Here is a 26,875-nt window from a genome sequence, read left to right as displayed (position 1 = left end):
TTACGGTTTGGCCCTGTCGGGATGAGCCTTGGCGAAGGCATCAAGGCCTTCGCAGCGCCCGGCGATTTCGACAACGCGCGGCAAAGCCGAGATATCAACGTTCCAGCGCCGTGCATTGTAGACCTGCGGCACCAGGCAGAAATCGGCCATGCCAGGCGTGTCACCATGGCAGAACTTGCCACTCGCGGGATGGTCGAGCAGGTTCTCGAAGGCGATCATGCCCTCGCCAATGAATTTTTGCATCCAAGCATCGCGGGCCGCCTCGCCATTGCTGGTGATCCGCATCAGCTCGGCAACCACGCCGGTGTTGCAGACAGCGTGGATTTCCATGGCGATCGCATAAGACAGCTGGCGCACGCGCTGGCGCCCAACGGGATCAGCAGGCAGGAAACCGGCATGTCGCGTTTCGTCGAGATATTCGATGATCGCCAGCGACTGGGTGAAGACGTGGCCATCTATGTCGAGAACCGGCACCAACCCTTGCGGATTGCGCGCGAGATGTTCGGCTGACTTCTGGGTCTTCGCCAACAGATCAACGGATACCGGGCGAAATTCTTCACCCAGCATGTTGAGCGCGATACGCACGCGATAACTCGCCGACGAGCGCCAATAGTCAAACAGAACCGTATCGCTCATCGTACTCAGGCTTTCTCGTACTTCGCCACGGTCTGCTCGATAGCGCCGAAGATCGAGTGGCCCGATTTGTCGTGCATCTCGATGCGGACCTGGTCGCCAAACTTCAGGAACGAGGTCTTCGGAGCACCCTGGTCGATTGTTTCGATGGTCCGAATTTCGGCGATGCAGGAATAGCCGGCGCCACCGTCGCTGACTGGTTTGCCCGGCCCGCCGTCGAGCTTGTTCGAAACGGTCCCCGAACCGATGATCGTGCCTGCCACAAGCGGCCGCGTCTTCGCGGCATGGGCGACGAGCTGGCCGAAATCGAAGGTCATGTCGACGCCGGCGTTGGCCCGGCCGAACGGCTTGCCGTTGATGCCGGCCAAAAGCGGCAGACGCAGCTTGCCGCCGTCCCAGGCATCGCCCAGCTCATCGAGCGACACTGCGACGGGGGAAAACGCCGTCGAGGGCTTCGACTGAAAGAAGCCGAAACCCTTGGCAAGCTCGGCCGGGATCAGCCCACGGAGAGACACGTCGTTGACCAGCATGACAAGGCGGATCGCCTCAAGTGCCTCGTCGCGGCTTGCGCCCATGGCCACGTCGTCGACGATGACAGCGACCTCACCCTCAAGATCGATGCCCCAGGCCTCATCGGCCATGACGATCGGATCGCGCGGTCCAAGGAACGAGTCGGAGCCGCCCTGGTACATCAGCGGGTCGGTCCAAAAGCTTGCCGGCATCTCCGCGCCACGCGCCTTCCGCACCAGCTCGACATGATTCACATAGGCCGATCCGTCTGCCCACTGATAGGCGCGCGGCAAGGGCGAGGCCGCATCATGCTCGTGGAAGCGGATGGTCGGTTGCGCACCTGTCTCGATGCCTTCGGCGACAAGGGTAAGACGCGGGCCGACATGGGCCCAGTCGTCAAGTGCTGCCTGCAGCGTACGGGCGATGTGGCCGACCTCAGAACAGCGGGTCAAATCCTTCGAGACGACGACAAGCCTGCCGTCGCGGGTGGAGTCTTTCAGCGTCGCGAGTTTCATGATGTTCCCGTCTTCACTTGATGCCCGGAGTGCCGTCGAACTTGCGTTCGAGACCATCCCAGCAATCGATGTAATTCTCCTGCAAGGTCTCCAGCTCGGCGGCGAATTTCGTCAGCTGCTGGGGATACCTCGTCTCGAACATGAAGGCCATGGTGTGGTCGAGCTTGACTGGCTTGAGCTCGCCGTTCGACGCCTTCTCGAAGCCCATGGCATCAGGCCCGTGCGGCAGCATCATGTTGTGCAGGCTCATGCCGCCGGGAACGAAACCTTCTTCCTTGGCGTCATACTGGCCATAGATCAGGCCCATGAACTCGCTCATGATGTTGCGGTGATACCAGGGCGGACGGAAGCTGTGCTCGGCGACCAGCCAGCGCGGCGGGAAGATAACGAAGTCGACATTGGCGGTGCCCGCTTCTTCGGTCGGTGCGGTCAGCACCGTGAAGATCGACGGGTCGGGATGGTCGAACAGGATCGCGCCGACCGGCGAGAAGGTCCTGAGGTCGTATTTGAACGGTGCGTAGTTGCCGTGCCAGGCGACGACGTCGAGCGGCGAGTGGCCAATTTCGGTGACATGGAACTTGCCGCACCATTTGACCAGCACGCGGCACGGCGTTTCCTTGTCTTCATAGCTTGCCGTCGGCGTCTTGAAGTCGCGCGGATTGGCCAGGCAATTGGCACCGATCGGGCCGCGGTCGGGCAGCGTGAACTTGGCGCCGTAGTTCTCGCAGATGTAGCCGCGCCGCAGCTCGCCGTCACCGAGGCGCGACACCTTGAACATCATGCCGCGCGGGATCAAACATATCTCCGAGGGCTCGACATCGATGATGCCCATTTCGGTGAAGATGCGAATCGACCCGACCTCGGGCACGATCAGCAGTTCGCCGTCGGCGTTGAAGAAGTAGTCGTCGACCATGTCGGCGTTGAATGCATAGACGTGCGCCGCCATGCCGACCTGGGTCATAGCATCGCCCGCCGTGGTCATGGTGCGGATGCCCTGGACAAAGTTGAGCTTTTCCGCTGGCGTGGGCAGCGGCCCCCAGCGCAACTGGCCGAGCGCGAGCGAATGATCGTCGATGCAAGGTGCTGTCTTCCAGTGCGGGTAGCTCGCCGCCGAAAAGCGCTTGGTGTGGCGCACGCTCGGGCGGATGCGATAGAGCCAGGAGCGCTCGTTGGTGCCGCGCGGCGCGGTGAACGGCGAGCCTGAAAGCTGCTCGGCATAAAGGCCGTAGTTGCATTTCTGCGGGCTGTTCTGGCCCTGCGGCAAGGCACCTGGCAGTGCTTCGGTCTCGAAGTCGTTGCCGAAGCCTGGCATGTATTTCACGCCAGCTGCCGCGGCTACCTGCTTGTCGGTTTTGTCCAGCATCGCTTGCACCTCCCATCAGCACATGAGATCATCGAATTGGTTGCAAGTGTAACCGTCGATTTTGTAACTATCAAAGGCTGTTCGATGCCGGCCCCCTTCGATCTTGAGAGTTTCCTGCCCTATCGGCTGAACCGCGCAGCCGAGCTGATCAGCCTGAGCTTTTCCAAGGAATACAAACAGCGTTTCCAGATGACGCGACCTGAATGGCGTGCGCTGGCGGCACTCGGCAGTGTCGGCCGCATGACCGCCACCGACATCGGTGTCCATTCCAACATGCACAAGACCAAGGTCAGCCGCGCGGTGCACGCGCTGGAGGAGCGCCGCTGGCTGAAACGCAGCGAGAATGCAGCAGACCGCCGGGTCGAACATCTCGAACTTACCGCGCAGGGCCAGAAGGCGTATCGCGAAGTTGCCGATCTCGCCCGCACCTATCAATCCACACTCGAAAAGGCGCTCGGATCAGGAGCCATCGAGCGCATTGAGGCCGGGCTCGCCGATGTCGAGCAGGCCCTGCTGGCCCGCCCCCGAAAGCGGGCGTGATCACCCGATCGGCAGCGGTCCGAACTGCTTCAGCGTCGTCAGCACGATCGCTGTTTTTACATGCTGCACAGAATCGTGCGGCAGAAGCACTTCATTGACGAAGCGCGACAGGTCCGACAGGCCGCGCACCACGACCTTGATGTGGTAGTCCATCTCGCCAGTCAGCGAATAAGCTTCGAGTACCTCGGGCAAATCGTTGACCAATCGGGCGAAACGCTGGGCGTTGTCACGGTTATGGGTGGCCAGCGTCACCGAGATCACCACGAGAAGGTCGAGCCCCAGCCGTTCGCGGTCGAGCATCGCCTGATAGCCGCGAATGTAGCCGTCGGCCTCTAGCCGGCCGCGCCGGCGTGAGCATTGCGAGGCCGACAGCGCGATCTTTTCCGACAGCTCGTTGTTGGTCAGCCTGCCGTCGAGCTGGAGCTCGCGCAGAATCTTGACGTCGAACTTGTCGAGCACCTCATTCATTGCACCCAACTCCCCATCCATGCACGCTTCACGCATAGATCGGCTTAAATAGGCCCAGAATGCAAGCACATTGCATCAAATCGGGAGCACAATATGCGTCACCGAGATTTGAGGAGGAATTTCCATGGGCCCGTTCCCGCACGACGCACCGCCGGCCAAGATCAGTGCCGACAATCCCGCAGGCACCGACGGCTTCGAATTCGTTGAATTCGCCCACCCCGAACCGGATAAGCTCGAAGAGCTGTTCGCCCGAATGGGCTATGCGCCGGTCGCTCGCCACAAGACCAAGAACATCACCGTGTGGCGTCAAGGCGACATCAATTACCTGATCAATGCCGAGCCGGGCAGCCATGCTATGCGCTTCGTCGGCGAGCACGGCCCATGCGCGGCCTCGATGGCCTGGCGGGTCGTCGATGCCAAGCACGCCTTTGACCATGCGGTCTCCAAGGGTGCTACACCCTACACCGGCAACGACAAGGCACTCGACGTGCCCGCCATTGTCGGCATCGGCGGCTCGCTGCTCTATTTCATCGACAAGTATGGTGCCAAGGGCTCGACCTATGCGGCGGAGTTCGACTGGCTTGGCGAAGCCAATCCGAAGCCCGAAGGCGTCGGCTTTTACTTCCTCGATCACCTGACCCACAATGTCTATCGCGGCAACATGGACAAGTGGTGGGACTTCTACCGCGAGCTTTTCGGCTTCAAGCAGATCCACTTCTTCAACATCGATGGCCGCATCACCGGCCTCGTCAGCCGTGCCATCACGTCGCCCTGCGGCAAGATCCGCATCCCGCTGAACGAGTCCAAGGACGACACCAGCCAGATTGAGGAATATCTCAGGAAGTACAAGGGGGAAGGCATCCAGCACATCGCAGTCGGCAGCGACGACATCTACGCCGCGACCGACAGGATCGCCGACAAGGGCCTGAAGTTCATGCCCGGTCCACCCGAAACCTATTATGAAATGTCGCGCCAGCGCGTGCACGGCCATGACGAACCGCTCGACAAGATGAAGAAGCACGGCATCCTGATCGACGGCGAAGGCGTGGTCGATGGCGGCATGACCAAGATCCTGCTGCAGATCTTCTCCAAGACCGTGATTGGACCAATCTTCTTCGAATTCATCCAGCGCAAGGGCGACGAGGGCTTTGGCGAAGGCAACTTCCGCGCCCTGTTCGAGTCCATCGAGGAAGACCAGATCCGCCGCGGCGTGATCTCGCAGACTGCCGCATAGCCGGCGACATCAAGCAGGCCTCTGTTGGGGCGGGTTGCACGCAAGGCAACCCGCCTTCTTTTTTGTCTACGATCAGGCCCTTTCGACCATGGCCCAGCGCAGGCGCGCGCGCCGGTAGGCGTCCGGGATTGATAACGCCCAGACGAACAGTCCCCCGGCATGACGGCCGATGAAGGACGTTTCCGGCGTCGTCGTGGCGTAAGAAATCACTGAAAACAAAACAACAAAGAACGCGAAGGCCAGCCCACGCATGGCGTCGCGCGTGGCGACGTGCCCTGCCCCCGGCAAGATGATTGCCAAGGCGAGCACGAGGTAGGGATTGATCGGCTTGGCCATGGGTTGTCCTCAAGCTGCTTCGTAGGCAGGGATCGTATCGTCGTCTTCAGCCAGCAAGGCACTCAGCGTCTCGGCTTCGGCGATGGCCAAGCTCACCAGTTCGGACGGGATCGCCTTAAGCGGAAAACGCGCCTGCCGGAGAACCTTATGCGCGCCAGGATCGCCCTGAGCCGCCTGCCTGATGACGCGTGTGCCACGTGGCGTGATGACTGCTTCCTTGACCTGCGGGTCGGCAAACAGGCTTCTGAAAAGCGCCGAAACCCGTTCGGCCTGCCAGGCGGTCGCGCTACCGTCACCGCGCATCAGGAGTGATGTTTCGGTCTGGGGCGGCGTCATCCATTCCGGCATGTCGTGGACGAGTGAGTAATATTCAGCGCCTGTCGGGCGGGCGAGCGCACCGATTGTCGGCCTCGCACACTCCTTGCCTTCGCTAAGCGTGACCCTGAGCCAGAGCTGGGGCAGCCGGCGCGTGACCATGGTGTCGGCGATGAGCTCGACCTTGGCCCGCCTGCCGTCGTCGAGCCGGCCAACGAGTACGGGAAAATGATCGCGTCCGAAAGTAATCCGGGCATTGTCGAACAGCTTGGCCGCGTCGTCGAGCAGGCCCCTTCGTTCGGCAAGGACGGCGCGATGCTCGCGGACCGCACGCACGCCGATCCAGCCGCAGGAAACCGCGACGAAAGCTGAAAAAGCAAGCGTGGTGATCATGGGGAGTGCCTTGCTTGCGAAAATGGCGGCGCGAGGTCCGCGCCGCCATTCACTGTATGGTCAGTACCCGACCGGCTTCGGCCAAGGCATGGTGAACTGGTCGCCACGGCGCACGAACTGGTAACGCCGGAAGTGGAACCAGAGCGACGCCACGATGTAGAAGCACATCATCGCGCTGAGCTGCGTGCCATAGCCGAGGAACACGGCGAAATAGGCGGTCGAGCACAGGATCAGCAGGACGATCGTCGGCAGCGGGTGGAACGGATGCACATAGCCGCGCTTGATGGTGTCGAGCGGCCACTTGTTGCGGAACATAACCATGTTGAAGGTCATGAAGGTGTAGCCGAGCAGACCCGACAGGATCGAGAAGGTCACGACCTGGTCGAGCGGAGCGCCGAGCGCGAAGATAAGCGCGATCGGAACCAGGAACACGATCGACCGGTAGGGCGTGCGGTAGACGGGATGCACGGCGCCGAACCAGCTGGGCAGGTATCGGTCGCGGCCCATGGAGAACCAAGCCCGCGAAGCGTCGTTGATGCAGCCATTGGCCGATGCCAGCGTTGCGAAGGTCGTGCCGACGAAAAGCAGGATCATCAGCGAGGTGCTGCCGGTGACGCGCGCGGCATCAAACAGCGGAGTGCCGGCCTGGCCGAGATATTCCCATGGGATGAGGCCCGAGCAGACATACCAGGTCATGGTCGCCGCGATCAGCAGCGTCATGATGCCGGCCATGGTGCCGTAGGGCAGCGAACGCGCCGGCGAGCGCACTTCCTCGGCCGCCTGGCAGGTGCCCTCGATGCCTAGATAGTACCACAGGCCGAAGTGCAACGATGCGACGATGCCGACCCAGCCATAAGGCAGCGGATCGGAGGTGATCGCCGAGAAGTCGAGCGGCACGTTGGACGCGCCAAACTGCACCGAGATGAACAGCGTGATGATCGCCAGGAAGGCGATTGCGGTGATGACCAGATTGAAGGTCAGCGTCGCCAGCACGCCGCGATAGTTGAGCCACGCCAGGAACATGATGGCGAGGATGATGAAGGGCTGCTGGTTGAGCCCTGTATGGCCCTGCAAGCCGGCCACCGTGTCGAGCAGGAAGCCGACGGTGATCGCATTGGCTGCTTCCAGCATGGTGTAGGCCATGACCAGGAACAGCCCCACATTGAAGGCCATCAGCGGGCCGACGATGTGCTTTGCCTGGGCATACTGGCCACCAGCGGCGGCTACCGTCGAGGTCACTTCGGAGTCGATCATGGCGACGCAGGTGTAGAGCAGGCCGGCGACCCAGCAGGCGATCAGGCCGGCAATCATGCCGCCTTTGCCAACCGAGAAGTTCCAGCCCATATACTCACCGACAAGAACGATGCCGACGCCGAGTGCCCAGATGTGGGCGGGGCCGAGCACGCGCAGCAGCTGAAGCCGTTCCGGCTCGGCTGCGGTTGAAGTCACATTTGCCATCGTCGCCCCCTCAGATCTCGTGGCGTTCTGCAGTCGCCTCTATCTCGCCTTCGCGAGAGGAGATCAGCAGTTCGTTGTCGTAGGTGGTGTCGATGCGGACGAGGTCGATGAGCATCAGCACGCCGAAAAGTGCGGATAGTGCCCAGGCCGCGTATTCGAGATAATTCCAGGTATCCATTGTGGCCTCCCCTAGCGCTTCTTGTCGCCGAAGCGCTCTTCGATGACTTCGCGGTACTCACGGTCGGACAGGCGGACCACCATGACGAAATAGCCGATGACCAGCACGGCCATGACGATCAGCGCGCTCCAGCTGAAGCTGTAGTCGAAGCGGGCGGTGATGATGTCGTTGGCAGCGGCCGGGTCGGTGATGCCGAGGGCTGCCCACTGCTGCTGCTCGGCGGCGTTCTGGCCGAGCGCCTCCCAGGTCGGATTGGCGATCGGGTTCGGCACTTTGACCGCGCCCGCCAGGCCCAGATAGAGCGGAATATAAAGTGCGCCGATGGTCAGCACGAGCAAGGTCACGACGTCGAAAATCTGGCCGGCGAGGCCCTGTTTCGGTGGTTTGTAAGCCATTGTGCGCTCCTTAGCCCCGACGGCGACGCATCTCGTCGAGATGCTTGATGTCGAGGCCATAGATGAAATGTTTGTCTTCGACGTAATGGCGCAGCATGGCGACGATAGCCGCCGTGTTGAAGGCCAGCACCAGGCCGCAGGCAATCGACAGGATGACGCGGATGGCTGGGACCGAGATGTAGGACCAGATGTTGAACAGCGCGAACAACATGGTGCACCAGAGCACCGCAACGAAAACCACGAGGCCCGCTCGATCACGGCTATGCATCTTGTCGATGCGCTGCTCGAGAGTCGCGTCCCCGCGTTGCTGACTTATAGTCGCTTCCATATTTCCTCCTCCACCACGGCCGTTTTCGGCTTCATTTTGGTTTGCTTCTGCGGGAAATTAATTTCCCCTGAGGAATGTCTGGCAAAGTTAATTTCCTGTCAAGTGACGACCGCGCGCACTTGTCGCACTGCGACTTTCGACAAAGCCGAATGACATTGAATCGATTGGATTTTGTGGGTCCGACACGGTGTCGGAAATTTTACGCCAGAGGTCGCTAACGGGCGGTCCGCGTTGCCCAAAGGGGCGGGAACGGCACTGCACGTTATGTTTTTCCCGAGTGAGCGCCAAAGGAGTCGCGCAGGGCGGAGGCGGCCTCAAACGCCAGCGGCGGCAACCGGAATGTGATCCCGGTTACCGCCGCTGGCTGCTGTCAAAATGAGGGTCAGACGCCTGATTTGACCGAGACGAGAACGAAGTTTGCGGGCCCTTCTTTCTTCGTCTTGTCAGTGACCAGCAGATATAGATCGCCGCCCAAGGCGGTCAGCCCTTCGAAATTGTCGTTGAGCAACTGGCTGGCTCCGGGATCGAGATTTTCGACAGCACACGCATTGGCCTCGCCGCAAGTCTTGGGGTCGAAAACCCTGAGACGGCCGATGCTCGGCCCACCCTTTTGTTCGCGCGTGCGTTCAAGCAGCAATAGACGGCCGTCGGGCATGGGTTCGATGGCCTTGAGGTTGCTGCGCTTGGGCTGGAAGGTGGCGAAGCTCCAACGCTTGCCGTCGAGGCCGTGGATGGTGTGGGTATCGCCGGGCTCGCTCAGCAACGCTTCCTCCGGCGCCGTGACGACGCCGAGCGTGCCCGCGACCGCCACCGCCTCAAGGCGGCTGTTGGCCTCGCTGTATTTGGCAGCTTCGGCGAGTGCTTCGGGCAATTGCAGTGCGCCGAGCGACGTGCCGTCGGCCTTGAACCGATGGATAGCCGGCCCGTCCTCGAAAGCGACGAGAAGCTCGGTGTCGCCCTGCTTGCCATTGTCGCCATTGGTGACAGCAAGCCCCTCGGCGTTGACGACCTGAGGGGTTGCGCCTGTCTTGAGCGGTACCGAGAGGACAGGCTCCAGGCTTGATATCTTGCCGTCGGCGCTCTCGAGCCGGAAGTGATGCAGGATGCCGTCGTCGGAGACAGCGTAGAGCAGGTTCTCGTCGGCATCCCAGGCAAGGCCGGACAGCTCGTTGATCGACTGACCGTCCCGCGCTGCAACTGGAGCAGGCTTGCTGTCCAGCACGGCAAGTTCGGATGAACCAGCCATGACAGGGGCGGTGAGCACGAGGGTCGAAGCGCCGAGCAGCACGGCGGTGAAGTGCTTGATCATGTCTCTCACTCCTATTGGATGTTTGGCTGGTGGAGGGCTGGACGGGCGGGCATCCCTCCAAGCTTGCGCAGGGCCGGCAGGAAGCGATTGTGTTTGGTTCCGGGGTTCAGCAGCGCGGTGGCGACGCAGTATTTCGAGCAGCGCTTGGTCGGGTGCTGGTGCAGCGCCCTGAGGATGCCGTCGGCAACGCCATTGCCATTTGCCGACTTGGTTTCGAGGATGAACAGGCTGGGGTCGACGGCACGACGCGCGGCGCCGGCAAAGAACTCGAGGCCCGTGTCGATGGTCATGCGCTCGCCACCCTGTCGCGCCACCAGCGTCATGCGGCGGTAGCGCATGTCGAGAACGCGTGACAGTTCATGCGGAAAGGCCTGGCCGTACTGCGCGTGGTAGACCTTGTCGATGAAGGTCACTGCCTCGTCGTCGAGTTTTCCGAAGCTTCCGATATCGAGGTCGAGGCGCCTCTTGACGGTTATGCCGCGCTTGTCCTTGAGCTTCACTTCCAAAAAGCATAGCCCCGCCTCGACATAGCGCCTGATGCGCACCTTGGCGCGTTGCCGCCGGCCCTGGTGATGGTCGAAATAGCTGCGACGCCCGGCATCGTCGAAGTAGCAGGTCTCGTAGGTGAAGGCGCGCTTACCGTCGATCTCCAGCATGTCGAACACCTCGGTGAAGTCGCCGGCGGCCCGCATCAGCACGGTGCCGTCGACGACATACTTGTTGTCCAGCCGCTCGAGCATGGCGGCCTTGCCGTTCAGGGCCTTCAGGCTGATCGGTGCGAAACCACCAGAAATCAGCGCTTCAGTGCTTGCGATAATGGACATTGAGCTTCGCCATTTCCGTGATGTAGTCGAGCTGCAGCACCTGGTAGGACAGCACGTCGACGCCCAGTCGCTGGGACAATTCGGTGCGCATGGCGGCAGGGTCCGACAGCAGAGCGACGTTGATCTTGTCGAGCGAGACCTTGGTGCCGCTGACCGACTGCAGCATGCGGGGATGATCGACGACGAAGGCGCCTGCAAGCACGCAGGCCACCGTCACTGCCACGAAAGGCAAGGTCGTGCCCTGGACCGAACAGATGACGGCAATTGCCACGCTGCCGAAGAAATAGGTCATCTCGGTCTTGGAAAGTGGCTCCGAGCGAAGCGTAAACAGCGCCAGGATGGCGAACAGCCCGAAGCCGGCGGCAACGCCGAACTGTACCGTCGACAGTACCGTCAGCACAGCAAAGACAAATATGTTGAACAGGGCCGCCGCGGTGACCAGCTCCTTGTCGCGGTAGCGCCGGTAATACATGCCGAACAGCAGCGCCGACATGCCGGTAAGGTTGAGGCCGAAGCGAACGAGTTCGGCCGCGAAGGGCGTCTGGAAAAGCTGCGCGATCATCGGCCTCTCCCGGTCGTCGTAGAGGGCCTTCGTAGCGCCTGACAAGGCGGGCAAGGGATTGGCATTTCGGTTCTCCTGAATCGCGCCGCAGAGCGGCTACGTCAGGAAGAACGGGGGCTGCCGGAACCTATTCCATCGCCGGCAAACTATTTTCGATCTCCGCGCATAAGCTGAAAATCAACATGAAAACAGGATGATACGAGGCGCGTCCTGCGCCTCGAGTGCAGCTCAGCTCCGGCAGATCGTTCGCGCATTGAGCAGGCCCCAGCCAAACACCGGGTCCTTGCCGGGCTTGCCGAGATCTTCGGCACCTTGACGCAGCAAAGCCTCGACCTCGTCAGCCGTGAGCTGCGGATTGGCGGCCTTGATCATCGCGGCTGCAGCCGTAACGAAGGGGGCGGCAAAGGACGTACCGGTCTTGGATGACGCGCCTTTGACCGAGGCAGCCGTCCACACCTGAACGCCAGGTGCGGCGATATCGATATGATCGCCGGCTCCGGCGCGGCGATAGGCATTCTTGCGCCGGTCGATTGCCGTCACCGCGATCACTTCGTCATAGGCGCCGGGATAGAGCGGGGCCGCGCGCGGACCGCCATTGCCGGCGGCCGCAACCAGCACGATGTCGCGCTGCGTTGCCATCTCGACAGTTCGCTCAAGCAGAAGGTTTGCCGGGCCCGTCAGGCTCATGTTGATGACCAGCACGCCCTTGCCCGCCAACAGGTCGATTGCCCGAACGAGATCGTAGACGGCGGAACGGTCATCATTGCCACTGCGCTGGAAAGCATCCACCGCAATGAGTTCGCCGCCGGGTACGAGGCCAGGCGTTCGGCTTTTTGCCGAGCCGATAAGAAGTGCCGCCACCGCCGTGCCATGCTGGCGCGTAGATTCCGGAAGAGAGCCCTTTCCCAACCTGATCGTCTCAATGCGCCCGCCGGCAAAGGCGAGATGTTCGGCATTGATGGCCGTGTCGATAAGGCCGATCCGCACCGGCGCGGTGCAGCGATCCGGCATCGCCCCAGTCTCGGGCCAGCCAACGACATGGCGCGCCAAGCACTGATCGTCACCGCAAGGATTGGGACGGTCCTGATCGGGCCGGTAGAAATGGTTGAAGTCGACGACCGCGTTAGGTGCCGCAGCCGTCACTTGTGCGCGGGCCGCTTCGAGCGTCGTCCCGCTGGGAACGCGCAGCTTGACGATTTCGGCCCCGACGAGTGCTACATCAGCACGGTCGCTGACCGAATAGCCTGCGGCGGTCAGGTTGGTGATCGCACCCTGATCGAGACCGAGGGCCACGATCTCTTGCGGCGCCTGGCGTACAAGTGCGGCAGCCGGCCGCGCCGCTGCCTTCCGCCGTGGTTCCGGTTTGCGGAAAAGGTCGAAAAGGTTGCGCCCCTTTCCAACCCCTTGCCCCAGCGAGTTTGAGTCCCTGCTTCCGGCAGAACTTCCGCCACCACCGCCGCCGTCATCATCGTCATCGGCGATCGCAAGCCCGGTTCCGAAAACCTGCGTTGGCAACTCGTTTGCCGTGGGGACACCAAAGGTCGCTCCGCTCAAGGCCAACGCGAAAACAACCGCAAGGGGACCTGAAGGGCGCTTCAGAGGCATGGTTCGTCCTTTCCTGCCGATATGGCGCGCAGACGGCAATTGTTAGCGATCCACATAAGCCTTTCGGCATCCCATATCATTTTGACTACATTTGTGCATTTTGAGCCCAACGGACGAGGGGTCGGTTTATTCCGTGGCCTCGCCGATTTCTGCGGTGGGAGAGACAGGATACGACTGCATGAAGGGTGACGATGTTTCAGTCAGCGATCGCCTGATCGCTTTCCTGCCCAATCTGCGCCGGTTCGCGATTTCGCTGTGCCGGTCGCGCGATCTCGCCGACGATCTCGTGCAGGCGGCCTGCGAACGGGCTCTGGCCAGCCAGGACAGGTTCGAATCGGGCACGCGTTTTGACGCATGGATGTTCCGCATCCTGCGCAATTTGTGGATCGACCATATCAGGCGCACCAAAACGGCTGGCCCGCGCGAGGATATCGACGACCGCCAAGACATTGTCGGTTCGAGCGGCGAACGTGACGTCGAAGCGCGCATGACGTTGAAAAGCGTGGCTGTGGCGATCGACGAGCTTGTCGACGAGCAACGCGAGGTGCTGCTGCTCGTCTGCGTCGAGGATCTGTCCTACAAGGAGGCAGCCGAGGTGCTGGGCATCCCCATTGGTACCGTCATGAGCAGGCTGGCCCGCGCCCGCAAGAATCTTGCGGAGGCAGCCGGAATAAACCCTGCAGCCGACCGTTCACCCGAAAAAGGTGGGAAGACATGAGCAGGCGCGATTTCGACGACGAAACCCTGATGGCCTTCGCCGATGGCGAGCTCGACGCCGAAACCACGGCGGCGATCGAGGAAGCCATGAGCTCGGACGACGCGCTCATTGCCCGCGTCGCCGCCTTCATGGAAAGCCGCGTCCAGGCATCGGCTGCGCTGAAGCCTCTGATCGACGAGCCGGTGCCCGAGGCACTGACACAGTCGGTGCAGAAGATGATCGACGTGGTGCGCAAGCGCGAAGATGCAACTGCTGAAACAAGCCAGCAGCCTGCCGCCGATAACGTCGTGACCTTCCAGCCGAAGACAGCAGCACGCAAGGCCGGCTCGAGCTGGACGTTGCCGCTCGCGGCCTCGCTGGCAGCCGTCATCGTCGGCGCCGGCGGCTATCTCGCCGGCAAGGCAGGCGCACCCGTTTCAGGCGGGATGGTTGCCGCGATCAGTGATCCAGTGGTCGCCAAGGCGCTCGCCACCACACCATCAGGCGCCGACATCAATGCCGGTGGCACCACGATCAAGTTCGTCTCGAGCTTCCGCGACGAAGCAGGCGCACTCTGCCGCGAGTTCGAACTTCATCGTGTATCGGAAACGTCACTGGTTTCGGTCGCTTGCCGGGTCGGGCAAAACTGGGACCTCAGGCTTGCCGTTGCGGCACCGACTGCCGGACAGGACTATGTTCCGGCCGGCGCCTCCGAGACAGTCGATGCCTATCTGACCACGATCCACGCCGGGGCGCCGCTGTCGGAAGCGGAGGAGAAAAAGGCGCTCGGCCTGCCGTGACCGGCTCTATCGCGGGTTCGGTTGCGGACCGCGCTTGCGCTCGCTGGCATAGAGCGCAACCGCCATGGCGCGGTTGCGCACGCCCAGCTTGTCGTAGAGATTTTTGAGGTGATACTTGACCGTGTTCTCCGAGATCCCGGTCCTTGTCGCGATCTGCAGGTTGGTCCAGCCATCCGCCAGCACGCCAAGCAGCTCGAGTTCGCGCGTCGTGAGGCGCGACAGCGGCGTCTCGTTGATCTTTGCAACATCGATGTAGGGAATGCAGATGCGCCCGTTCGCGACGGCAAGCAGCGTGTCGAACAGGATACATGGATCATCGAACTGATAGCAGAAGCCTTGCACGCCCAATCGCACGCACTGCTTCAATATGCCGATGTCATGGTCGTTGGAAAAGATCACCATACGAGCAGTAAGCTGTCGGCGCTGCAGCTCGGTAAGAACTTCGCTGGCGTCCATGTCGGACAGCTTCCAGGCAACGATTGCGACGTCGAATGCCGGCTCTACTGCCGCGACAGCCTTGATGAAGGCGTCGCCGCTCTGCACGCCTTCGACGAAGGTAAACCGCTCGTCGCGGCTGATCATGTCGCGCAAAGCCGATATCACCAGCGGGTTGCGCTCGGCGATCAGGACGTTCAGCTTCTTTTGTTGCGCCATCAGCCCGCCATCTTAGGCATCGTGCCTTGGCGCATTCCACTCGAATTCGCCAAGGCGTGCCTGCTCTTCTACGACAAAAATCAGTCGTAGATTCGGAATCGGCTGACCAAATCGTGCGTTTCTTCACGAACGGCAGCCTCGATCTTGGCGTTGCCCTCCTCGCCATTAGCCGCAAGCCCGTCGATGACGGCCATCGTCATGCGGCCAACCTGGCGGAACTCTTCATTGAGGAAACCGCGCGTCGTGCATGCCGGCGTGCCTAAACGAACACCCGATGTGACCATCGGCCCCTGCGGATCGAACGGAATGCCGTTCTTGTTGCAGGTGATATGGGCACGGCCGAGCGAGGCTTCCACGGCCTTGCCGGTGAGGTTCTTGCGGCGCAGGTCGACAAGCATCAGATGCGTGTCAGTGCCGCCGGAGACGATGTCGACACCACCCTCTTGCAGCGTTTCGGCCAGCGCCTTGGCGTTGGAGACGACGTTGGCGGCATAGACCTTGAAGTCGGGCGTCAGCGCCTCGCCGAAGGCGACCGCCTTGGCGGCGATGACATGCATCAGCGGACCGCCCTGAAGGCCCGGAAAAACCGCCGAATTGATCTTCTTGCCGATCTCTTCGTCATTGGACAGCACCATGCCGCCGCGCGGGCCGCGCAAGGTCTTGTGCGTGGTTGTCGTCACGACATGGGCGTGTTCGAGCGGGTTGGGGTGCACGCCACCGGCAACCAGACCGGCGAAATGCGCCATGTCGACAAACAGCTTGGCGCCAACCTCGTCGGCGATCTCACGGAACGCCTTGAAGTCGATGATGCGCGGATAAGCCGAGCCACCGGCAAGGATCACCTTGGGCTGGTGCTTCTTGGCCAGGTCGCGGACCTCGTCCATGTCGATGCGATGCGTGTCGGGCTTGACGCCATAGGAGACGACGTTGAACCACTTGCCGGACTGGTTGACCGGCGCGCCATGGGTAAGGTGGCCGCCGGCGGCCAGATTGAGGCCGAGGAACGTGTCGCCCGGCTGCATCAGCGCCATGAACACCGCCTGGTTGGCCTGGCTGCCCGAATTGGGCTGGACGTTGGCGAAGCTGCAGTTGAACATCGTCTTGGCGCGTTCGCGCGCCAGATTCTCGACCTCGTCGACGTAAGCGCAACCGCCATAGTAGCGACGGCCGGGATAGCCCTCGGCGTACTTGTTGGTCAGAACCGAGCCTTGCGCCTCGAGCACCGCCCTGGAGACGATGTTTTCCGACGCGATCAGTTCGATCTCGTCGCGCTGGCGCTGGAGTTCGCGGTCCATCGAAGCGCTGACGGCTGGATCCGCCTGCGCGACGCCGGTGCGAAAGAAGTTGCGGGCACTGCCGATGCCGGGTCTGGTAGGGATATTCATAGGCTCCTCCTAGCAGCGCCTGAGGCGCCTGAAATCTGGGTCATCCGGTCCAGCCGAGGCCGGCGGAAATGCAGTTGATCGAAAGCAGGAGCGCGTTGACCGCGCGCTTGGGATTGACGGTGGCATCATCCTGGGCACGAACCTCGCGCAACAGCTGCACCTGCAGCCGGTGGATCGAGTCCATCTGCGGGCGGATGCGATCGAAATGCCGCTTGAAGGCTGGGAAGCGCTCGGACAATTTCAAGCCGCCATTGACCTCGGAGATCATCCGCCGCGTCAGCGCATATTCAGCTGAAATCTTAGCGTAGATGCGCTCGCCAACCTCGCGTTCCTGCACCAACCCGGCATAGAGCTTTCCGATGTCCATGTCGGACTGGTAGAGGCCCTTGTCGACCTCATCGATGACGAGCCGGAAGAAGCGTGAACGCTCGAACATCTGCTGGAGCAATTCCAGGCCGGCATCGCCGCGCACATTGACGAAAGAGTTCAGCGCGCTGCCGATACCGTACCAGTTGGTCAAGAGATGACGGTTCTGGCTCCAGGCAAAGACCCAAGGGATAGCGCGCAGGTCGGAGATGTCGCGAGCACCGAAACGCCGCGCCGGGCGCGAGCCGATCTTGAGCAGCGACAACTCCTCGACCGGACTTGCCTGGTGGAAGTAGTCGATGAAGCCGGGCTCGTTGATCAGGCCCGAATATGAGGCCTGCGACATGCCTGTCAGCGCTTCCAGTGCCTCGCTGAACTCGGGAATGTCCTTCAGCTCGGCTTCATTCGGCGACTTGACGCTGTGGGCAAAGACACTCGCGGCAAGGATTTCGAGCTGATAGAGCCCGGTGCCGCGATTGGCGAACTTCGACGACACAACCTCGCCCTGTTCGGTGACACGCATCGCGCCGCCGATCGTGCCAGCTGGTTGAGCGGCAATCGCCCTGCCCGTCGGCGCACCGCCGCGGCTGACCGAGCCGCCGCGACCGTGGAAGAAGCTGATCTTGACCTTGCGCTTGATGCCGAGCGCGGTGATGCGGCGCTGTGCCTTGTTCAGCTCCCAGTTGGAAGCAAGGAAGCCGCCATCCTTGTTGGAGTCGGAGTAGCCGAGCATCACTTCCTGGGCGTTGCCGAAATCGCGCACCGAGCGGCGCACGATCGAGACGCCGAACAGCTGGTCGAGGATTTCGGGCGCTGCGCGCAGATCGGTAATGGTCTCGAACAGCGGGACAACGCGGAGCGCGATGGTTCCGCTGCCGTCCATCGCCGTGGCCAAGCCGGAATACTGCGCCAGCAGATAGACGGCCAGAAGATCGTCGCTCGACCGCGTCATTGACAGGATGAAGGCGCCGACGGCACCGCCATTCAAGCCAGCCGAAGCCTTGCGGATGACATCGAACAGGTCGAGCAGTTCCTGTGCTTCTTCAGACAATGCCAGCCGGTCGACTTCCAGCTGTTCGCCGGAGTTCAGCGCCGCGCGTATACGCTGCGTCCATTGTGGCGTATCGGGTGCTGGCGCCGCAGCCGGATCGGCAAGCTTGAACAGTTCCGCCAGCACGCGATTGACGACGGTGGAATTCTGCCTGATGTCGAGCGAGACGGTACGGAAACCGAAGGTTTCGACTTGTTGGCGCAAGGGCCGGACGAAGCGTCTGGCGATCAGCTTGCCGCCGAGCTGGGCCAGCACGTTTTCAAGCTCGCGCAGGTCGGTCTTGAAGCCATCAGAGCGGGCATAAGGCTTGGCCGAGGCCTCGCCGCGCATCGCTTCCAGGCGATCTAGCATCGCGGCAGCGAACTGGCGCAGCGGCTCGTCGGGATTACGCGCGACGATCTCCGAGGCATTGCCACTGCGGTGCAGCGCATGCCCCAGCGCCTTGATGAAGGCATCAGGGACATCGACGACATTGGCGCTGATGCTGAGCACGGTGACCAGCTTGCGCACCTGGCCGATATACCAGCCGATGATCGCCTGGCGACACTCGTTGAGCGCATAGGCCGTGGTCTTGGCGGTGACATTGGGATTGCCGTCGCGGTCGCCGCCGATCCAGGAGGCATAGCGCATGAAGGACGGCACCTTCAGATCGTATTCCGGATAGTGGCGAGCGAGCGCCTCTTCGACCGAGTCGTAGAGCTTAGGTGTGGCCTCGAATATGACCTCTCGGAAGAAGTGCAGGCCCCAGGCGATCTCGCGTTCGACCGACGGGCGCTCGAGCCGAAGCTCGCCCGACATCCACAGAAGCTCGATCTCGCTCTTGAGATCGTCGATCAGCTGTTCGCGTTCGCGCGGCGCCCAGCGCTGCTGTTCGAGTTCGGTCAGCTTGCGATAGATACGGCGATGAATTTCGAGCACAGTGACGCGCTTGGCTTCGGTCGGATGCGCCGTCATTGTCGGCCCGACACTGAGCCCGTCGAGGGTAGTCTGGATCTCCTCGGCCGGGTAGCCGGCGGCGGCGATCTCGCCCACGACATTGGCGAAGGAGCCGATGACCTCGTCAGCGCCTCCCATCTGCTCCAGCTCACGACGCGACCGCATGGCCAAAAGCTCATTGGCAATGGCGACGAGCTGGAACCAGATGCCGGTTGCCTGCAACGCAGCGATGCGTTGCCCGCTTTCAAGCGCGTCGAGGCTCGCACGGCCGGTCAGCACCTCCGCCATATCGGGCTCGCGTTCGCTGACGACGGCCAAAAGCACCCTGAACAACAGGCTGCGGACGTCCTCGCGAAAGCTGAGTGGTCTGCTCTCCTCCAAGCGGCACCCATTCATCTCGAGTTGTTCCCGAACTTCGCCTTGTTGAGCCGGCTGTCCGGGAAGATGCAGTTTTCCTAACTGACAGCAGACAGTTTTTGTGCCGGCTTGAAAACGCCCCGGACGGGTAGATTTCCTATTCGTTCGGGTGGTGCCGACACTGGCCGAACGATGGTCGCAAAGCCCAAATTGGACTACCGCACCATATTGAAAATCAGGATCTTGCCGAGGATTGGTCCAGTGCGTTTTGCAGTGGACGAGATTTAACTCATGTGCAAATATGTTGCATATAAGGCAAGTAAGGGAGGCGCTTGAAAGTGAGGTCCACTATCGAATTCCGCATCGCCGCAGCACGATCCAATCGAGCTTGAAGAGGAACATGCCAATGCAGAAAGTGCTGCCGGAACTTTTCGAGGGCCACGCGCCCATTACCCTTCACAACGCTTTCCATGATGCGCTCGAAGCGCTGGAGGAATGGAAAGAAGGCAATGAAGAGCCTCTCGTAGCCGTCGATGGCTACAACGTCCCCATCAGTCACATCTTCGCTCGGATGAGCGCCTGCACCGACCTCTTGCCGCTGCGCACGCGCGACGTGCTCGAAACCATCGTCGACAAGGGTTCGTTCCGCGCCTCGGGCGGTTCGTTTTATGCGGATGGCGCCAAGCTGGTGATGCCGATCTGCGTCGAGCGTCTGACGCTGTCGCTGCTGCGTCCGACGGCATCGCTGATCCAGTTGCACAAGGCCTGCGTCGAGGCCTGATCCGGTCGGATCCCAATGAGCTCTGCCGCAGGCGCTCCCGCGCTTGGGGTGGAGCTTTTTTTGCGCCTGAATGTCTGCCTTGCCTGGCGCTGGAGCCAGCGCCAAATGAAAAAGCCCCGTCCGGTCGAACGGGGCTTTCCAGTTTGACGGGTAGCGTGCGTCAGGCCGCCCGGGCGCTCGCCGCCTCGACGCCATACTCCAGCGACGAATCCACGATGGTGTGCCACAGGCTGTCGGAAAAGCTGGTGAAGACCAGCATGTTGTAGACTGGGTGCCCGTCAGCGCCATTTGCCTCGCGCCACAGGTTCACCGCCGTGTGGTCGACCGAGGTGTTCGCCGCAGCGCCGACCGGAAAGGCCAGGTCGTGCAGATCAAGCGACGAGAACTTGGCGATGGCATCGCGGCCACGCGGGCCTGAAACCCTTATCAGGCAGCGGCCATCCGACTGGTCGGACAAAGATGCTGATCCGGCAAAGACCTGCGCCATGGCCGCAAGCTGCGAGGCCTCGTCTGTACGTGGTGCGATGACAGTGAACTGATCGGGGCCGGACCATATCAACGTGGCGGTTTTGCCAATGACAGCCTTCGGCGTGGCAGGTGCCTCCACGCCGAACAGCTTCTTGGCCGCCTTGCCGGTTTCCGCTGCCTTGCCGCGCCGTGCCATGACCTGCACCAGCACGATGTCGCGCACTTCGTTGAGCGTCACGCCTGCATGTGCTCCAGCTGCGCCATGACGGCCGGGAACAAGCGCCTTCTGCAGCGGTGATTGGGTGTTCCAGAGATAATCAACCACGCTGGCGCGCTCCTTCTGGATCATAGAAGACTGGGTTGCAGATTTCGGCTTCATAGTCTTCGTTGCGCAGCGGATCGTGGATGCGCACGATTTCGCCGAAGCGCTCGCGGCCGCGTTCGACCAGGCCAAGACCGATCCATTGCTCCAGCATCGGCGAATAGCAGACCGAGGTGACGTAGCCCTGGTCGGTCTCAGGACCAGGTATCGCCCCCTTGGGCAAGACATGCGCGCCGGAGCGCAGGCGACGCTTCTGGTCAAGCGGCTTGATGCCGACAACCACCTGGCGGTCGGGTGCCGTCAGCGCTTCGCGGCCAGCCATGACGCGGCCGATGAAGTCCTTCTTCTTCGACATCATCTTGCCAAGGCCAAGATCGTCGGCGGTCGTGGTGCCGTTGAGCTCTGGCCCGGCGACGTGGCCCTTTTCAATGCGCATGACGCCGAGTGCTTCGGTGCCATAGGGCGTGACGCCCAGATCACGACCGGCAATCATCAGGTTTTGCGCCATGGCACCGCCGTAGCGGGCGGGGACCGAGATTTCGAAGGCGATTTCGCCGGAGAACGAGATGCGGAACAGGCGCGCGGTGATACCGCCGCGCAGCATGACCTCGCGAGCGCCCATGAAGGGGAAGCCTTCGTTGGACATGTCTTCGGACGGATCGACGAGTTCCTGCAGCAGCTTGCGGGTGTTGGGCCCGGCGATGGAGAACTGCGCCCACTGATCCGACGCCGACGACAGCTGCACGTCGAGCTCGGGCCAGAGCACCTGGCGGCAGAATTCGAGATGCGCCATCACAGGACCGGCTTTGGCCGTGGTGGTGGTCAGGAAATAGTGGTCTTCGGCGATACGCGAGGTCGTGCCGTCGTCCATGACGATGCCGTCTTCGCGCAGCATCAGGCCGTAACGCGCCTTGCCCACGGCAAGCGAAGAGAAGGCATTGATGTAGACACGGTCGAGGAAGGTACCGGCATCCGCGCCACGCACGTCAACCTTGCCGAGCGTGGAGACATCGCAGAAACCAACGCCGTTGCGGACCGCGAGCACTTCGCGGGTAACTGATTCAATCCAGTCCTTCTCGCCAGGCTGCGGATACCACTGCGCGCGCTTCCACAGGCCGGTGTCGACGAAGACAGCGCCCCGGGCCGCTGCCCAGTGATGCGACGGGGTCAAGCGCCAGGCGTGGAAATTCTCGTCGCGGTGATGCCCGGCGAGCGCGCCGATCGCCACCGGTGCATAGGGCGGACGGTAGATCGTCGTGCCGGTCTGCGGGATGGTGCGGCCGGTGGCTTCGGCCATGATCGCAAGGCCGGTGATGTTGGAGGTCTTGCCCTGGTCGGTCGCCATGCCAAGCGTGGTGTAACGCTTGAGGTGTTCGACGCTCTCGAAACCTTCGCGCTGCGCCAGCGTCACGTCCGATGCGGTGACGTCGTGCTGGAAGTCGACGAACGCCTTGCCCTTGGCCTTGACCTGCCAGAGCGGTGAGATCGCATAGATTTCGTCGCCGGCCTCCGCCGCCTCGCCGGCATTGCCAGTCGCGCCGCATTCTGCGGCGGCTGCGACACCAGCCGCATGGCCATCACGCAGGCAGGCGCCGAGCGAGAATTCACCATTGGCGGCACCAGCCGTGGTCATGCCCTTGGGCGAATCCCCGGGAACAAAGGCTGCGATGTCGTCGCGCCAGACAGGCCGCCCGCGGTGGAAGCAGGAGAGCCCTACATTCGGGTTCCAGCCGCCTGAGACGGCGAGGCAGTCGGCGTCGATCTGCTGGGTGCGGCCGTTGCCGTCGGTGACGACAACACCACGTACACCGTCCACGCCGCCCTTGACGTCCGAGACGCCGCCCGAAAACACGCGCAGGTCGGAGAGCTCGGCCAGCGCCTGATATTCCGCCGGCACTTTTCCGCGCGGGTCAATGACAGCGGCGATGTCGCCGCCCGCCTGCTGGACGGCCTCGACCGTGCGCCAGCCGTCGTCATTGTTGGTGAACAAGGCAACCTTGCGGCCCGGCATCGCAGCGAAGCGGTGGACATAGGTGCGCACGGCGGACGCCATCATCACGCCCGGGCGGTCATTTCCCGGGAAGACGACCGGGCGCTCGATGGCGCCGGCTGTCACGACGGAGCGCTTGGCGACGATACGCCAGACGCGCTGGCGGACCTGATGCGGACCCGGCACCGGAACGTGGTCGTTGACGCGCTCGAGCGCGGCATAGACGCCGCCATCATAGACGCCGAACAGCGCGGTGCGGACCATGATGCGGACATTCGCAAGCGCTGTGAGTTCGTCGGTCGTACGACGCACCCACTCCTCGGCATGCATGCCATCAATCTCGCCGCCATCGCTGAGCAGGCGGCCGCCAAGGCGGCTGTCTTCTTCAACGAGGATGACACGCGAACCGGCACGGCCAGCCGCCAAGGCGGCCGAAAGACCAGCCGCGCCGCCGCCGATGACGAGCACGTCACAGTGCGCCCAGGCCTTGTCGTAGTGATCGGGGTCGGGCAGCGCCGCGCTTTTGCCGAGACCGGCGGCGCGGCGGATGATCGGCTCGTAGATCGCCTCCCAGAACTTCGCCGGCCACATGAAGGTCTTGTAGTAGAAGCCGGCGACGAAGATCGGCGAAAACAGTTGGTTGATCGACATGAAGTCGCGGCGCAGCGACGGCCAGCGGTTCTGGCTCTGGGCGACAAGCCCGTCATAGAGCTCCTGCGTGGTGGCGCGGGTGTTTGGTTCCTTGCGGGCGCCGGTGCGCATTTCCACCAGCGCGCTCGGCTCCTCGGAACCGGCGGTGATGATGCCGCGCGGGCGATGGTACTTGAACGAACGCGCCACCAGCTTGACACCGTTGGCAACGAGTGCGGAGGCGAGCGTGTCGCCGGCAAAGCCCGACATGACCTTGTCGTCGAAAGAAAACTGCAGTGGCTGCTGGCGATCGATCAGACCGCCGCTGCGCAGCCGGTGCGACTGGCTGGCCGATGCTGCCTGGCTGCGCGCACTTGGGGTTGTTCCCTCAAGTGCGGCCGTCCTGCCGAGCGGTTCGGATCCGGAATAGCCCGACATGTTTATTCTCCTGCCTGCACCGGCTTGGCCGCGCCAACGCCTGGGGCTGCGGTCACCGATCTGAATTCGTGCGTCACCGTGTTGCGCTCGGCTATCAGCCAGGAGCGGCAACCGCCGCCGTGGTACCAGTACTCGCGCATGTAGCCGGCGACGTTGTCGCGCAGATAGACATAGTCGTAGAAGGCGTCCTCGACGCCCCCAGGGCTTTCGCCGCTATCGACTGCGAAGTTGGGCCGCTTGGGCGAAGCGTCGCCGAGATAGGTGAACTCGCCATTCTCGCGTTCGCCGCAGAAAGGACATGCAATACGCATTCCGCCAGTCTCGCTTTCAGTGCAGGTTGGGTTGGGCGCCCTGGCCCTTTTCATCGATCATCGCGCCGCGGCGGAACCGGTCGAGCCGGAAGCGCGCAGCCTCTGGGTGCGGTTCGTCGCGCGCCAGCAGATGGGCGAAGACGAGGCCGGAAGCAGGCGTTGCCTTGAAGCCGCCATAACACCAGCCGGCGTTGAGATAGAGGCCGTCGATCGGCGTCTTGTCGATGATCGGCGTGCCGTCCATCGACATGTCCATGATGCCGCCCCACTGGCGCAGCATGCGGACGCGGCCGATCATCGGCATTACCGCCATGCCGCCTTCGCAGACGTCCTCGACTACCGGCATGTTGCCGCGCTGGGCGTAGGAGTTGTAGCCGTCGAGGTCGCCGCCGAAGACAAGGCCGCCCTTATCGGATTGGCTGATGTAGAAATGGCCGGCGCCGAAGGTGATAACACCGGGGATGAGCGGCTTGATCGCCTCGGAGACGAAGGCCTGCAGCACGTGGCTTTCGATCGGCAGCTTCATGCCGGCCATGGCGGCAACGCGCGAGGTGTTGCCGGCGACCGCCATGCCGACCTTGCCGGCGCTGATCTTGCCGCGCGACGTCTCGACGCCGGTGACCTTGCCGTTGTGATCGCGCACGAAGCCGGTGACCTCGCAATTCTGGATTATGTCGACGCCGCGCTGGTCGGCAGCACGGGCATAACCCCACACGACCGCATCGTGGCGGGCAGTGCCGCCGCGGCGTTGCATGAGCCCGCCCATGATCGGGAAGCGTGGGCTGTCATAATTGAGGAACGGAAGTTCCTTGCGGATCTGCGCCGCGTCGAGCAGTTCGGCGTCGATGCCGTTGATGCGCATGGTGTTGCCGCGACGGGCAAAGGCGTCGCGCTGGGCATCAGAATGGTAGAGGTTGATGATGCCGCGCTGGGAAACCATCGCGTTGTAGTTAAGGTCCTGCTCCATGCGCTCCCACAGCTTCATCGACATCTCGTAGAAGCCGGTATTGCCTGGAAGGCCGTAATTGGAGCGGATGATGGTGGTGTTGCGGCCGGCATTGCCGGAGCCGATCCAGCCCTTTTCAAGCACCGCGACATTGCGGATGCCGTACTCGTTGGCGAGGAAGTAGGCAGTGGCCAGGCCATGGCCGCCGCCGCCGATGATCACCACGTCGTAGTGGCTCTTGGGTGCCGGATCGCGCCAGGCCCGGGTCCAGCCCTTGTGGCCGGACAAAGCTGCCTTGGCGAGTGAGAAGATCGAGTATTTCATCGCATGTGTTCCGGCGAAATGTGAGGTGTGTCCGAGGCCCGCGCCCGATCTGGATGACCGGGCGCAGTACCTGTTTGGGTGCCTCAGACGTCCAGCGTGTGGTCGCGTTCCCACTGGGTGAAGTGGGAAGCGTAGGAGTTCCATTCCTGGTGCTTGAGCTTGACATAGGCGGCGGAGAACTCCTCGCCCATGGCAGCCTTCAGCTCGCTGTCTTCATCATAGGCGCGAAGCGCGTCGAGCAGGTTGAGCGGCAGCTTGGCACCATGCGTGACGGTGTGGCCCTCGCGGTACATGTCGACGTCGCTGCGCGGACCGGGATCGGCCTTGGAGCGGATGCCGCTGAGGCCGGCGGCGATGATGATCGCCTGCATCAGGTACGGGTTGGCAGCACCGTCGGGCAGACGCAGTTCGAAGCGGCCGGGACCGGGCACACGCACCATGTGGGTACGGTTGTTGCCGGTCCAGGTCACCGTGTTCGGTGCCCAGGTCGCACCCGAAACAGTGCGCGGTGCGTTGATGCGCTTGTAGGAGTTGACGGTCGGGTTGCAGATCGCGGCGAGTGCCGAGGCGTGCTTCATGATGCCGCCGAGGAAGTGACGGCCCTTCTCCGACAGGCCGAGTTCCATGTTCTTGTCGGCGAAGGCGTTGGACTTGCCGGCAAGATCCCATACCGAGATATGGGCATGGCAGCCGCTGCCCGTGAGCCCCTGGAAGGGCTTCGGCATGAAGGTCGCGCGCAGGCCGTGCTTTTCGGCGATCGAGCGAACCATGAACTTGAAGAAGGAATGCTTGTCGGCGGTCTGCAGAACGTCGTCGTACTCCCAGTTCATTTCGAACTGGCCGTTCGCGTCCTCATGGTCGTTCTGGTAGGGCTTCCAGCCAAGGTCGAGCATGGCATCGCAGATTTCGGCGATGACGTCGAAGCGGCGCATCACGGCCTGCTGGTCGTAGCAGGATTTTGCAGCCGTATCGTACTCGTCGGCAATCTGATTGCCATCCGGAGTCGTCAGGAAGAATTCCGGCTCGACGCCGGTCTTGACGCGCATGCCTTCCTTGGCAGCTTCGGCGACAAGACGCTTCAGCGTGTTGCGCGGAGCCTGGGCAACGCCCTTGCCTTCCATCAGGCAGTCAGACGCTAGCCAAGCCACTTCCGGCCGCCACGGCAGCTGGATGACCGAAAGCGGGTCCGGCACGGCAAGCATGTCGGGGTGTGCAGGCGTCAGATCCAGCCAGGTCGCGAAGCCGGCAAAGCCGGCTCCGTCCTTCTGCATGTCCGAGATGGCCTGGGCCGGAACCAGCTTGGCGCGCTGGCCGCCGAACAGGTCCGTATACGAGACCATGAAGTATCTGATGTTGCGAGCTCTTGCGAACTCTCTGAGATCGGTCACCTCTGACTGATCGATTTTGGCTTCGAAGGCCGTACCCATGAATTGCTCCTCCCAATCCTCGTGGT

Annotated in this window: 27 protein-coding genes; 5 read left to right on the top strand and 22 right to left on the bottom strand. The window is 62.4% G+C overall.

What is annotated here, in order from left to right:
* The 3 genes from maiA to hmgA are packed head-to-tail and all read right to left on the bottom strand — an operon-like array spanning position 1 to position 3,021.
* Positions 1 to 636, bottom strand: coding sequence for a maleylacetoacetate isomerase (gene maiA, locus J1C56_RS15865; RefSeq protein ID WP_214391024.1), 636 nt, complete (start codon positions 634 to 636; stop codon positions 1 to 3).
* A gap of 5 nt (positions 637 to 641) precedes the next feature.
* Positions 642 to 1,658: a fumarylacetoacetate hydrolase family protein gene (locus J1C56_RS15860; protein WP_214391023.1), complete on the bottom strand. Its 1,017-nt coding sequence runs from the start codon at positions 1,656 to 1,658 to the stop codon at positions 642 to 644.
* Positions 1,659 to 1,671: 13 nt separating this feature from the next.
* Positions 1,672 to 3,021 carry a homogentisate 1,2-dioxygenase gene (gene hmgA, locus J1C56_RS15855; RefSeq protein WP_214391022.1) on the bottom strand — a complete coding sequence of 450 codons (1,350 nt, stop codon included), beginning with the start codon at positions 3,019 to 3,021 and terminating at the stop codon, positions 1,672 to 1,674.
* An 84-nt stretch (positions 3,022 to 3,105) separates the two neighbouring features.
* Between hmgA and J1C56_RS15850 the strand changes: the two genes are divergently transcribed.
* The gene (locus J1C56_RS15850) at positions 3,106 to 3,561 is read left to right on the top strand and encodes a MarR family winged helix-turn-helix transcriptional regulator (RefSeq protein WP_214391021.1); all 456 of its coding nucleotides are present in this window, start codon (positions 3,106 to 3,108) and stop codon (positions 3,559 to 3,561) included.
* Here the strand turns inward: J1C56_RS15850 and J1C56_RS15845 are convergent, their stop codons facing one another.
* Entirely contained in the window at positions 3,562 to 4,029 is a 468-nt protein-coding gene (locus J1C56_RS15845) for an Lrp/AsnC family transcriptional regulator (RefSeq protein WP_214391020.1), read from the bottom strand.
* A gap of 124 nt (positions 4,030 to 4,153) precedes the next feature.
* On the opposite strand from J1C56_RS15845, the gene hppD reads away from it, so the two are divergent.
* The gene (gene hppD, locus J1C56_RS15840; RefSeq protein ID WP_214391019.1) at positions 4,154 to 5,263 is read left to right on the top strand and encodes a 4-hydroxyphenylpyruvate dioxygenase; all 1,110 of its coding nucleotides are present in this window, start codon (positions 4,154 to 4,156) and stop codon (positions 5,261 to 5,263) included.
* A 72-nt stretch (positions 5,264 to 5,335) separates the two neighbouring features.
* Here the strand turns inward: hppD and J1C56_RS15835 are convergent, their stop codons facing one another.
* From J1C56_RS15835 to J1C56_RS15790, 10 genes are all read right to left on the bottom strand, one after another.
* On the bottom strand, positions 5,336 to 5,599 hold the full coding sequence (locus J1C56_RS15835) for a hypothetical protein (protein ID WP_214391018.1): 264 nt from the start codon (positions 5,597 to 5,599) through the stop codon (positions 5,336 to 5,338).
* 9 nt (positions 5,600 to 5,608) lie between these two features.
* Positions 5,609 to 6,307 carry a hypothetical protein gene (locus J1C56_RS15830; protein WP_214391017.1) on the bottom strand — a complete coding sequence of 233 codons (699 nt, stop codon included), beginning with the start codon at positions 6,305 to 6,307 and terminating at the stop codon, positions 5,609 to 5,611.
* A 60-nt stretch (positions 6,308 to 6,367) separates the two neighbouring features.
* A complete protein-coding gene (locus J1C56_RS15825; protein WP_214391016.1) occupies positions 6,368 to 7,765 on the bottom strand; it encodes an APC family permease in 1,398 nt (465 codons plus the stop codon).
* 10 nt (positions 7,766 to 7,775) lie between these two features.
* Positions 7,776 to 7,943 carry a hypothetical protein gene (locus J1C56_RS15820; protein ID WP_115734510.1) on the bottom strand — a complete coding sequence of 56 codons (168 nt, stop codon included), beginning with the start codon at positions 7,941 to 7,943 and terminating at the stop codon, positions 7,776 to 7,778.
* Positions 7,944 to 7,954: 11 nt separating this feature from the next.
* Positions 7,955 to 8,338, bottom strand: a complete 384-nt coding sequence (locus J1C56_RS15815) for a hypothetical protein (RefSeq protein ID WP_214391015.1) — start codon at positions 8,336 to 8,338, stop codon at positions 7,955 to 7,957.
* A 10-nt stretch (positions 8,339 to 8,348) separates the two neighbouring features.
* Entirely contained in the window at positions 8,349 to 8,666 is a 318-nt protein-coding gene (locus tag J1C56_RS15810) for a hypothetical protein (RefSeq protein ID WP_214391014.1), read from the bottom strand.
* Positions 8,667 to 9,048: 382 nt separating this feature from the next.
* Positions 9,049 to 9,975: an esterase-like activity of phytase family protein gene (locus J1C56_RS15805; RefSeq protein ID WP_214391013.1), complete on the bottom strand. Its 927-nt coding sequence runs from the start codon at positions 9,973 to 9,975 to the stop codon at positions 9,049 to 9,051.
* 11 nt (positions 9,976 to 9,986) lie between these two features.
* Positions 9,987 to 10,799, bottom strand: a complete 813-nt coding sequence (locus tag J1C56_RS15800; RefSeq protein ID WP_214391012.1) for a polyphosphate polymerase domain-containing protein — start codon at positions 10,797 to 10,799, stop codon at positions 9,987 to 9,989.
* On the bottom strand, positions 10,777 to 11,361 hold the full coding sequence (locus J1C56_RS15795; protein WP_214391011.1) for a DUF4956 domain-containing protein: 585 nt from the start codon (positions 11,359 to 11,361) through the stop codon (positions 10,777 to 10,779). Before J1C56_RS15795 ends, J1C56_RS15800 begins: the two co-directional genes overlap by 23 nt.
* 228 nt (positions 11,362 to 11,589) lie before the next feature.
* The gene (locus J1C56_RS15790) at positions 11,590 to 12,966 is read right to left on the bottom strand and encodes a S8 family serine peptidase (RefSeq protein ID WP_214391010.1); all 1,377 of its coding nucleotides are present in this window, start codon (positions 12,964 to 12,966) and stop codon (positions 11,590 to 11,592) included.
* Between the two features lie 178 nt (positions 12,967 to 13,144).
* Between J1C56_RS15790 and J1C56_RS15785 the strand changes: the two genes are divergently transcribed.
* Positions 13,145 to 13,684: an RNA polymerase sigma factor gene (locus tag J1C56_RS15785; RefSeq protein ID WP_214391009.1), complete on the top strand. Its 540-nt coding sequence runs from the start codon at positions 13,145 to 13,147 to the stop codon at positions 13,682 to 13,684.
* Complete coding sequence (locus J1C56_RS15780) at positions 13,681 to 14,463, top strand: anti-sigma factor family protein (RefSeq protein ID WP_214391008.1); 783 nt, start codon at positions 13,681 to 13,683, stop codon at positions 14,461 to 14,463. Before J1C56_RS15785 ends, J1C56_RS15780 begins: the two co-directional genes overlap by 4 nt.
* A 6-nt stretch (positions 14,464 to 14,469) precedes the next feature.
* Here J1C56_RS15780 and J1C56_RS15775 read toward each other — a convergent pair whose 3' ends face one another.
* The 3 genes from J1C56_RS15775 to J1C56_RS15765 form a co-directional block, all read right to left on the bottom strand.
* Positions 14,470 to 15,117, bottom strand: coding sequence for a LuxR C-terminal-related transcriptional regulator (locus J1C56_RS15775; protein ID WP_214391007.1), 648 nt, complete (start codon positions 15,115 to 15,117; stop codon positions 14,470 to 14,472).
* A gap of 80 nt (positions 15,118 to 15,197) precedes the next feature.
* Complete coding sequence (glyA, locus tag J1C56_RS15770; protein ID WP_214391006.1) at positions 15,198 to 16,502, bottom strand: serine hydroxymethyltransferase; 1,305 nt, start codon at positions 16,500 to 16,502, stop codon at positions 15,198 to 15,200.
* A gap of 40 nt (positions 16,503 to 16,542) precedes the next feature.
* Entirely contained in the window at positions 16,543 to 19,251 is a 2,709-nt protein-coding gene (locus J1C56_RS15765; protein ID WP_246591432.1) for a phosphoenolpyruvate carboxylase, read from the bottom strand.
* Positions 19,252 to 19,618: 367 nt separating this feature from the next.
* Between J1C56_RS15765 and J1C56_RS15760 the strand changes: the two genes are divergently transcribed.
* Entirely contained in the window at positions 19,619 to 19,993 is a 375-nt protein-coding gene (locus J1C56_RS15760; protein WP_214391005.1) for a BRA0787 family protein, read from the top strand.
* A 160-nt stretch (positions 19,994 to 20,153) separates the two neighbouring features.
* Here J1C56_RS15760 and J1C56_RS15755 read toward each other — a convergent pair whose 3' ends face one another.
* From J1C56_RS15755 to glnT, 5 genes are all read right to left on the bottom strand, one after another.
* On the bottom strand, positions 20,154 to 20,786 hold the full coding sequence (locus J1C56_RS15755; RefSeq protein ID WP_214391004.1) for a sarcosine oxidase subunit gamma: 633 nt from the start codon (positions 20,784 to 20,786) through the stop codon (positions 20,154 to 20,156).
* Positions 20,779 to 23,841 carry a sarcosine oxidase subunit alpha family protein gene (locus J1C56_RS15750; RefSeq protein WP_246591429.1) on the bottom strand — a complete coding sequence of 1,021 codons (3,063 nt, stop codon included), beginning with the start codon at positions 23,839 to 23,841 and terminating at the stop codon, positions 20,779 to 20,781. Before J1C56_RS15750 ends, J1C56_RS15755 begins: the two co-directional genes overlap by 8 nt.
* Before the next feature lie 2 nt (positions 23,842 to 23,843).
* Positions 23,844 to 24,152: a sarcosine oxidase subunit delta gene (locus tag J1C56_RS15745; protein ID WP_214391003.1), complete on the bottom strand. Its 309-nt coding sequence runs from the start codon at positions 24,150 to 24,152 to the stop codon at positions 23,844 to 23,846.
* A gap of 16 nt (positions 24,153 to 24,168) precedes the next feature.
* Positions 24,169 to 25,422 carry a sarcosine oxidase subunit beta family protein gene (locus tag J1C56_RS15740; protein WP_214391002.1) on the bottom strand — a complete coding sequence of 418 codons (1,254 nt, stop codon included), beginning with the start codon at positions 25,420 to 25,422 and terminating at the stop codon, positions 24,169 to 24,171.
* Positions 25,423 to 25,505: 83 nt separating this feature from the next.
* Positions 25,506 to 26,849: a type III glutamate--ammonia ligase gene (glnT, locus tag J1C56_RS15735; RefSeq protein ID WP_214391001.1), complete on the bottom strand. Its 1,344-nt coding sequence runs from the start codon at positions 26,847 to 26,849 to the stop codon at positions 25,506 to 25,508.
* Positions 26,850 to 26,875: the final 26 nt, after the last annotated feature.

It is taken from the genome of Aminobacter anthyllidis, assembly GCF_018555685.1.
Lineage (GTDB): Bacteria > Pseudomonadota > Alphaproteobacteria > Rhizobiales > Rhizobiaceae > Aminobacter > Aminobacter anthyllidis.
Note: the sequence above shows the minus strand (reverse complement) of the source record. Positions and strands in the feature narration are given on the sequence as shown.

Excerpts from the sequence above, each read along its gene's own strand:
- maiA (WP_214391024.1), bottom strand. The coding sequence starts at position 636 with ATGAGCGATACGGTTCTGTTTGACTATTGGCGCTCGTCGGCGAGTTAT.
- J1C56_RS15860 (WP_214391023.1), bottom strand. The coding sequence starts at position 1,658 with ATGAAACTCGCGACGCTGAAAGACTCCACCCGCGACGGCAGGCTTGTC.
- hmgA (WP_214391022.1), bottom strand. The coding sequence starts at position 3,021 with ATGCTGGACAAAACCGACAAGCAGGTAGCCGCGGCAGCTGGCGTGAAA.
- J1C56_RS15850 (WP_214391021.1), top strand. The coding sequence starts at position 3,106 with ATGCCGGCCCCCTTCGATCTTGAGAGTTTCCTGCCCTATCGGCTGAAC.
- J1C56_RS15845 (WP_214391020.1), bottom strand. The coding sequence starts at position 4,029 with ATGAATGAGGTGCTCGACAAGTTCGACGTCAAGATTCTGCGCGAGCTC.
- hppD (WP_214391019.1), top strand. The coding sequence starts at position 4,154 with ATGGGCCCGTTCCCGCACGACGCACCGCCGGCCAAGATCAGTGCCGAC.
- J1C56_RS15835 (WP_214391018.1), bottom strand. The coding sequence starts at position 5,599 with ATGGCCAAGCCGATCAATCCCTACCTCGTGCTCGCCTTGGCAATCATC.
- J1C56_RS15830 (WP_214391017.1), bottom strand. The coding sequence starts at position 6,307 with ATGATCACCACGCTTGCTTTTTCAGCTTTCGTCGCGGTTTCCTGCGGC.
- J1C56_RS15825 (WP_214391016.1), bottom strand. The coding sequence starts at position 7,765 with ATGGCAAATGTGACTTCAACCGCAGCCGAGCCGGAACGGCTTCAGCTG.
- J1C56_RS15820 (WP_115734510.1), bottom strand. The coding sequence starts at position 7,943 with ATGGATACCTGGAATTATCTCGAATACGCGGCCTGGGCACTATCCGCA.
- J1C56_RS15815 (WP_214391015.1), bottom strand. The coding sequence starts at position 8,338 with ATGGCTTACAAACCACCGAAACAGGGCCTCGCCGGCCAGATTTTCGAC.
- J1C56_RS15810 (WP_214391014.1), bottom strand. The coding sequence starts at position 8,666 with ATGGAAGCGACTATAAGTCAGCAACGCGGGGACGCGACTCTCGAGCAG.
- J1C56_RS15805 (WP_214391013.1), bottom strand. The coding sequence starts at position 9,975 with ATGATCAAGCACTTCACCGCCGTGCTGCTCGGCGCTTCGACCCTCGTG.
- J1C56_RS15800 (WP_214391012.1), bottom strand. The coding sequence starts at position 10,799 with ATGTCCATTATCGCAAGCACTGAAGCGCTGATTTCTGGTGGTTTCGCA.
- J1C56_RS15795 (WP_214391011.1), bottom strand. The coding sequence starts at position 11,361 with ATGATCGCGCAGCTTTTCCAGACGCCCTTCGCGGCCGAACTCGTTCGC.
- J1C56_RS15790 (WP_214391010.1), bottom strand. The coding sequence starts at position 12,966 with ATGCCTCTGAAGCGCCCTTCAGGTCCCCTTGCGGTTGTTTTCGCGTTG.
- J1C56_RS15785 (WP_214391009.1), top strand. The coding sequence starts at position 13,145 with ATGAAGGGTGACGATGTTTCAGTCAGCGATCGCCTGATCGCTTTCCTG.
- J1C56_RS15780 (WP_214391008.1), top strand. The coding sequence starts at position 13,681 with ATGAGCAGGCGCGATTTCGACGACGAAACCCTGATGGCCTTCGCCGAT.
- J1C56_RS15775 (WP_214391007.1), bottom strand. The coding sequence starts at position 15,117 with ATGGCGCAACAAAAGAAGCTGAACGTCCTGATCGCCGAGCGCAACCCG.
- glyA (WP_214391006.1), bottom strand. The coding sequence starts at position 16,502 with ATGAATATCCCTACCAGACCCGGCATCGGCAGTGCCCGCAACTTCTTT.
- J1C56_RS15765 (WP_246591432.1), bottom strand. The coding sequence starts at position 19,251 with ATGAATGGGTGCCGCTTGGAGGAGAGCAGACCACTCAGCTTTCGCGAG.
- J1C56_RS15760 (WP_214391005.1), top strand. The coding sequence starts at position 19,619 with ATGCAGAAAGTGCTGCCGGAACTTTTCGAGGGCCACGCGCCCATTACC.
- J1C56_RS15750 (WP_246591429.1), bottom strand. The coding sequence starts at position 23,841 with ATGTCGGGCTATTCCGGATCCGAACCGCTCGGCAGGACGGCCGCACTT.
- J1C56_RS15745 (WP_214391003.1), bottom strand. The coding sequence starts at position 24,152 with ATGCGTATTGCATGTCCTTTCTGCGGCGAACGCGAGAATGGCGAGTTC.
- J1C56_RS15740 (WP_214391002.1), bottom strand. The coding sequence starts at position 25,422 with ATGAAATACTCGATCTTCTCACTCGCCAAGGCAGCTTTGTCCGGCCAC.
- glnT (WP_214391001.1), bottom strand. The coding sequence starts at position 26,849 with ATGGGTACGGCCTTCGAAGCCAAAATCGATCAGTCAGAGGTGACCGAT.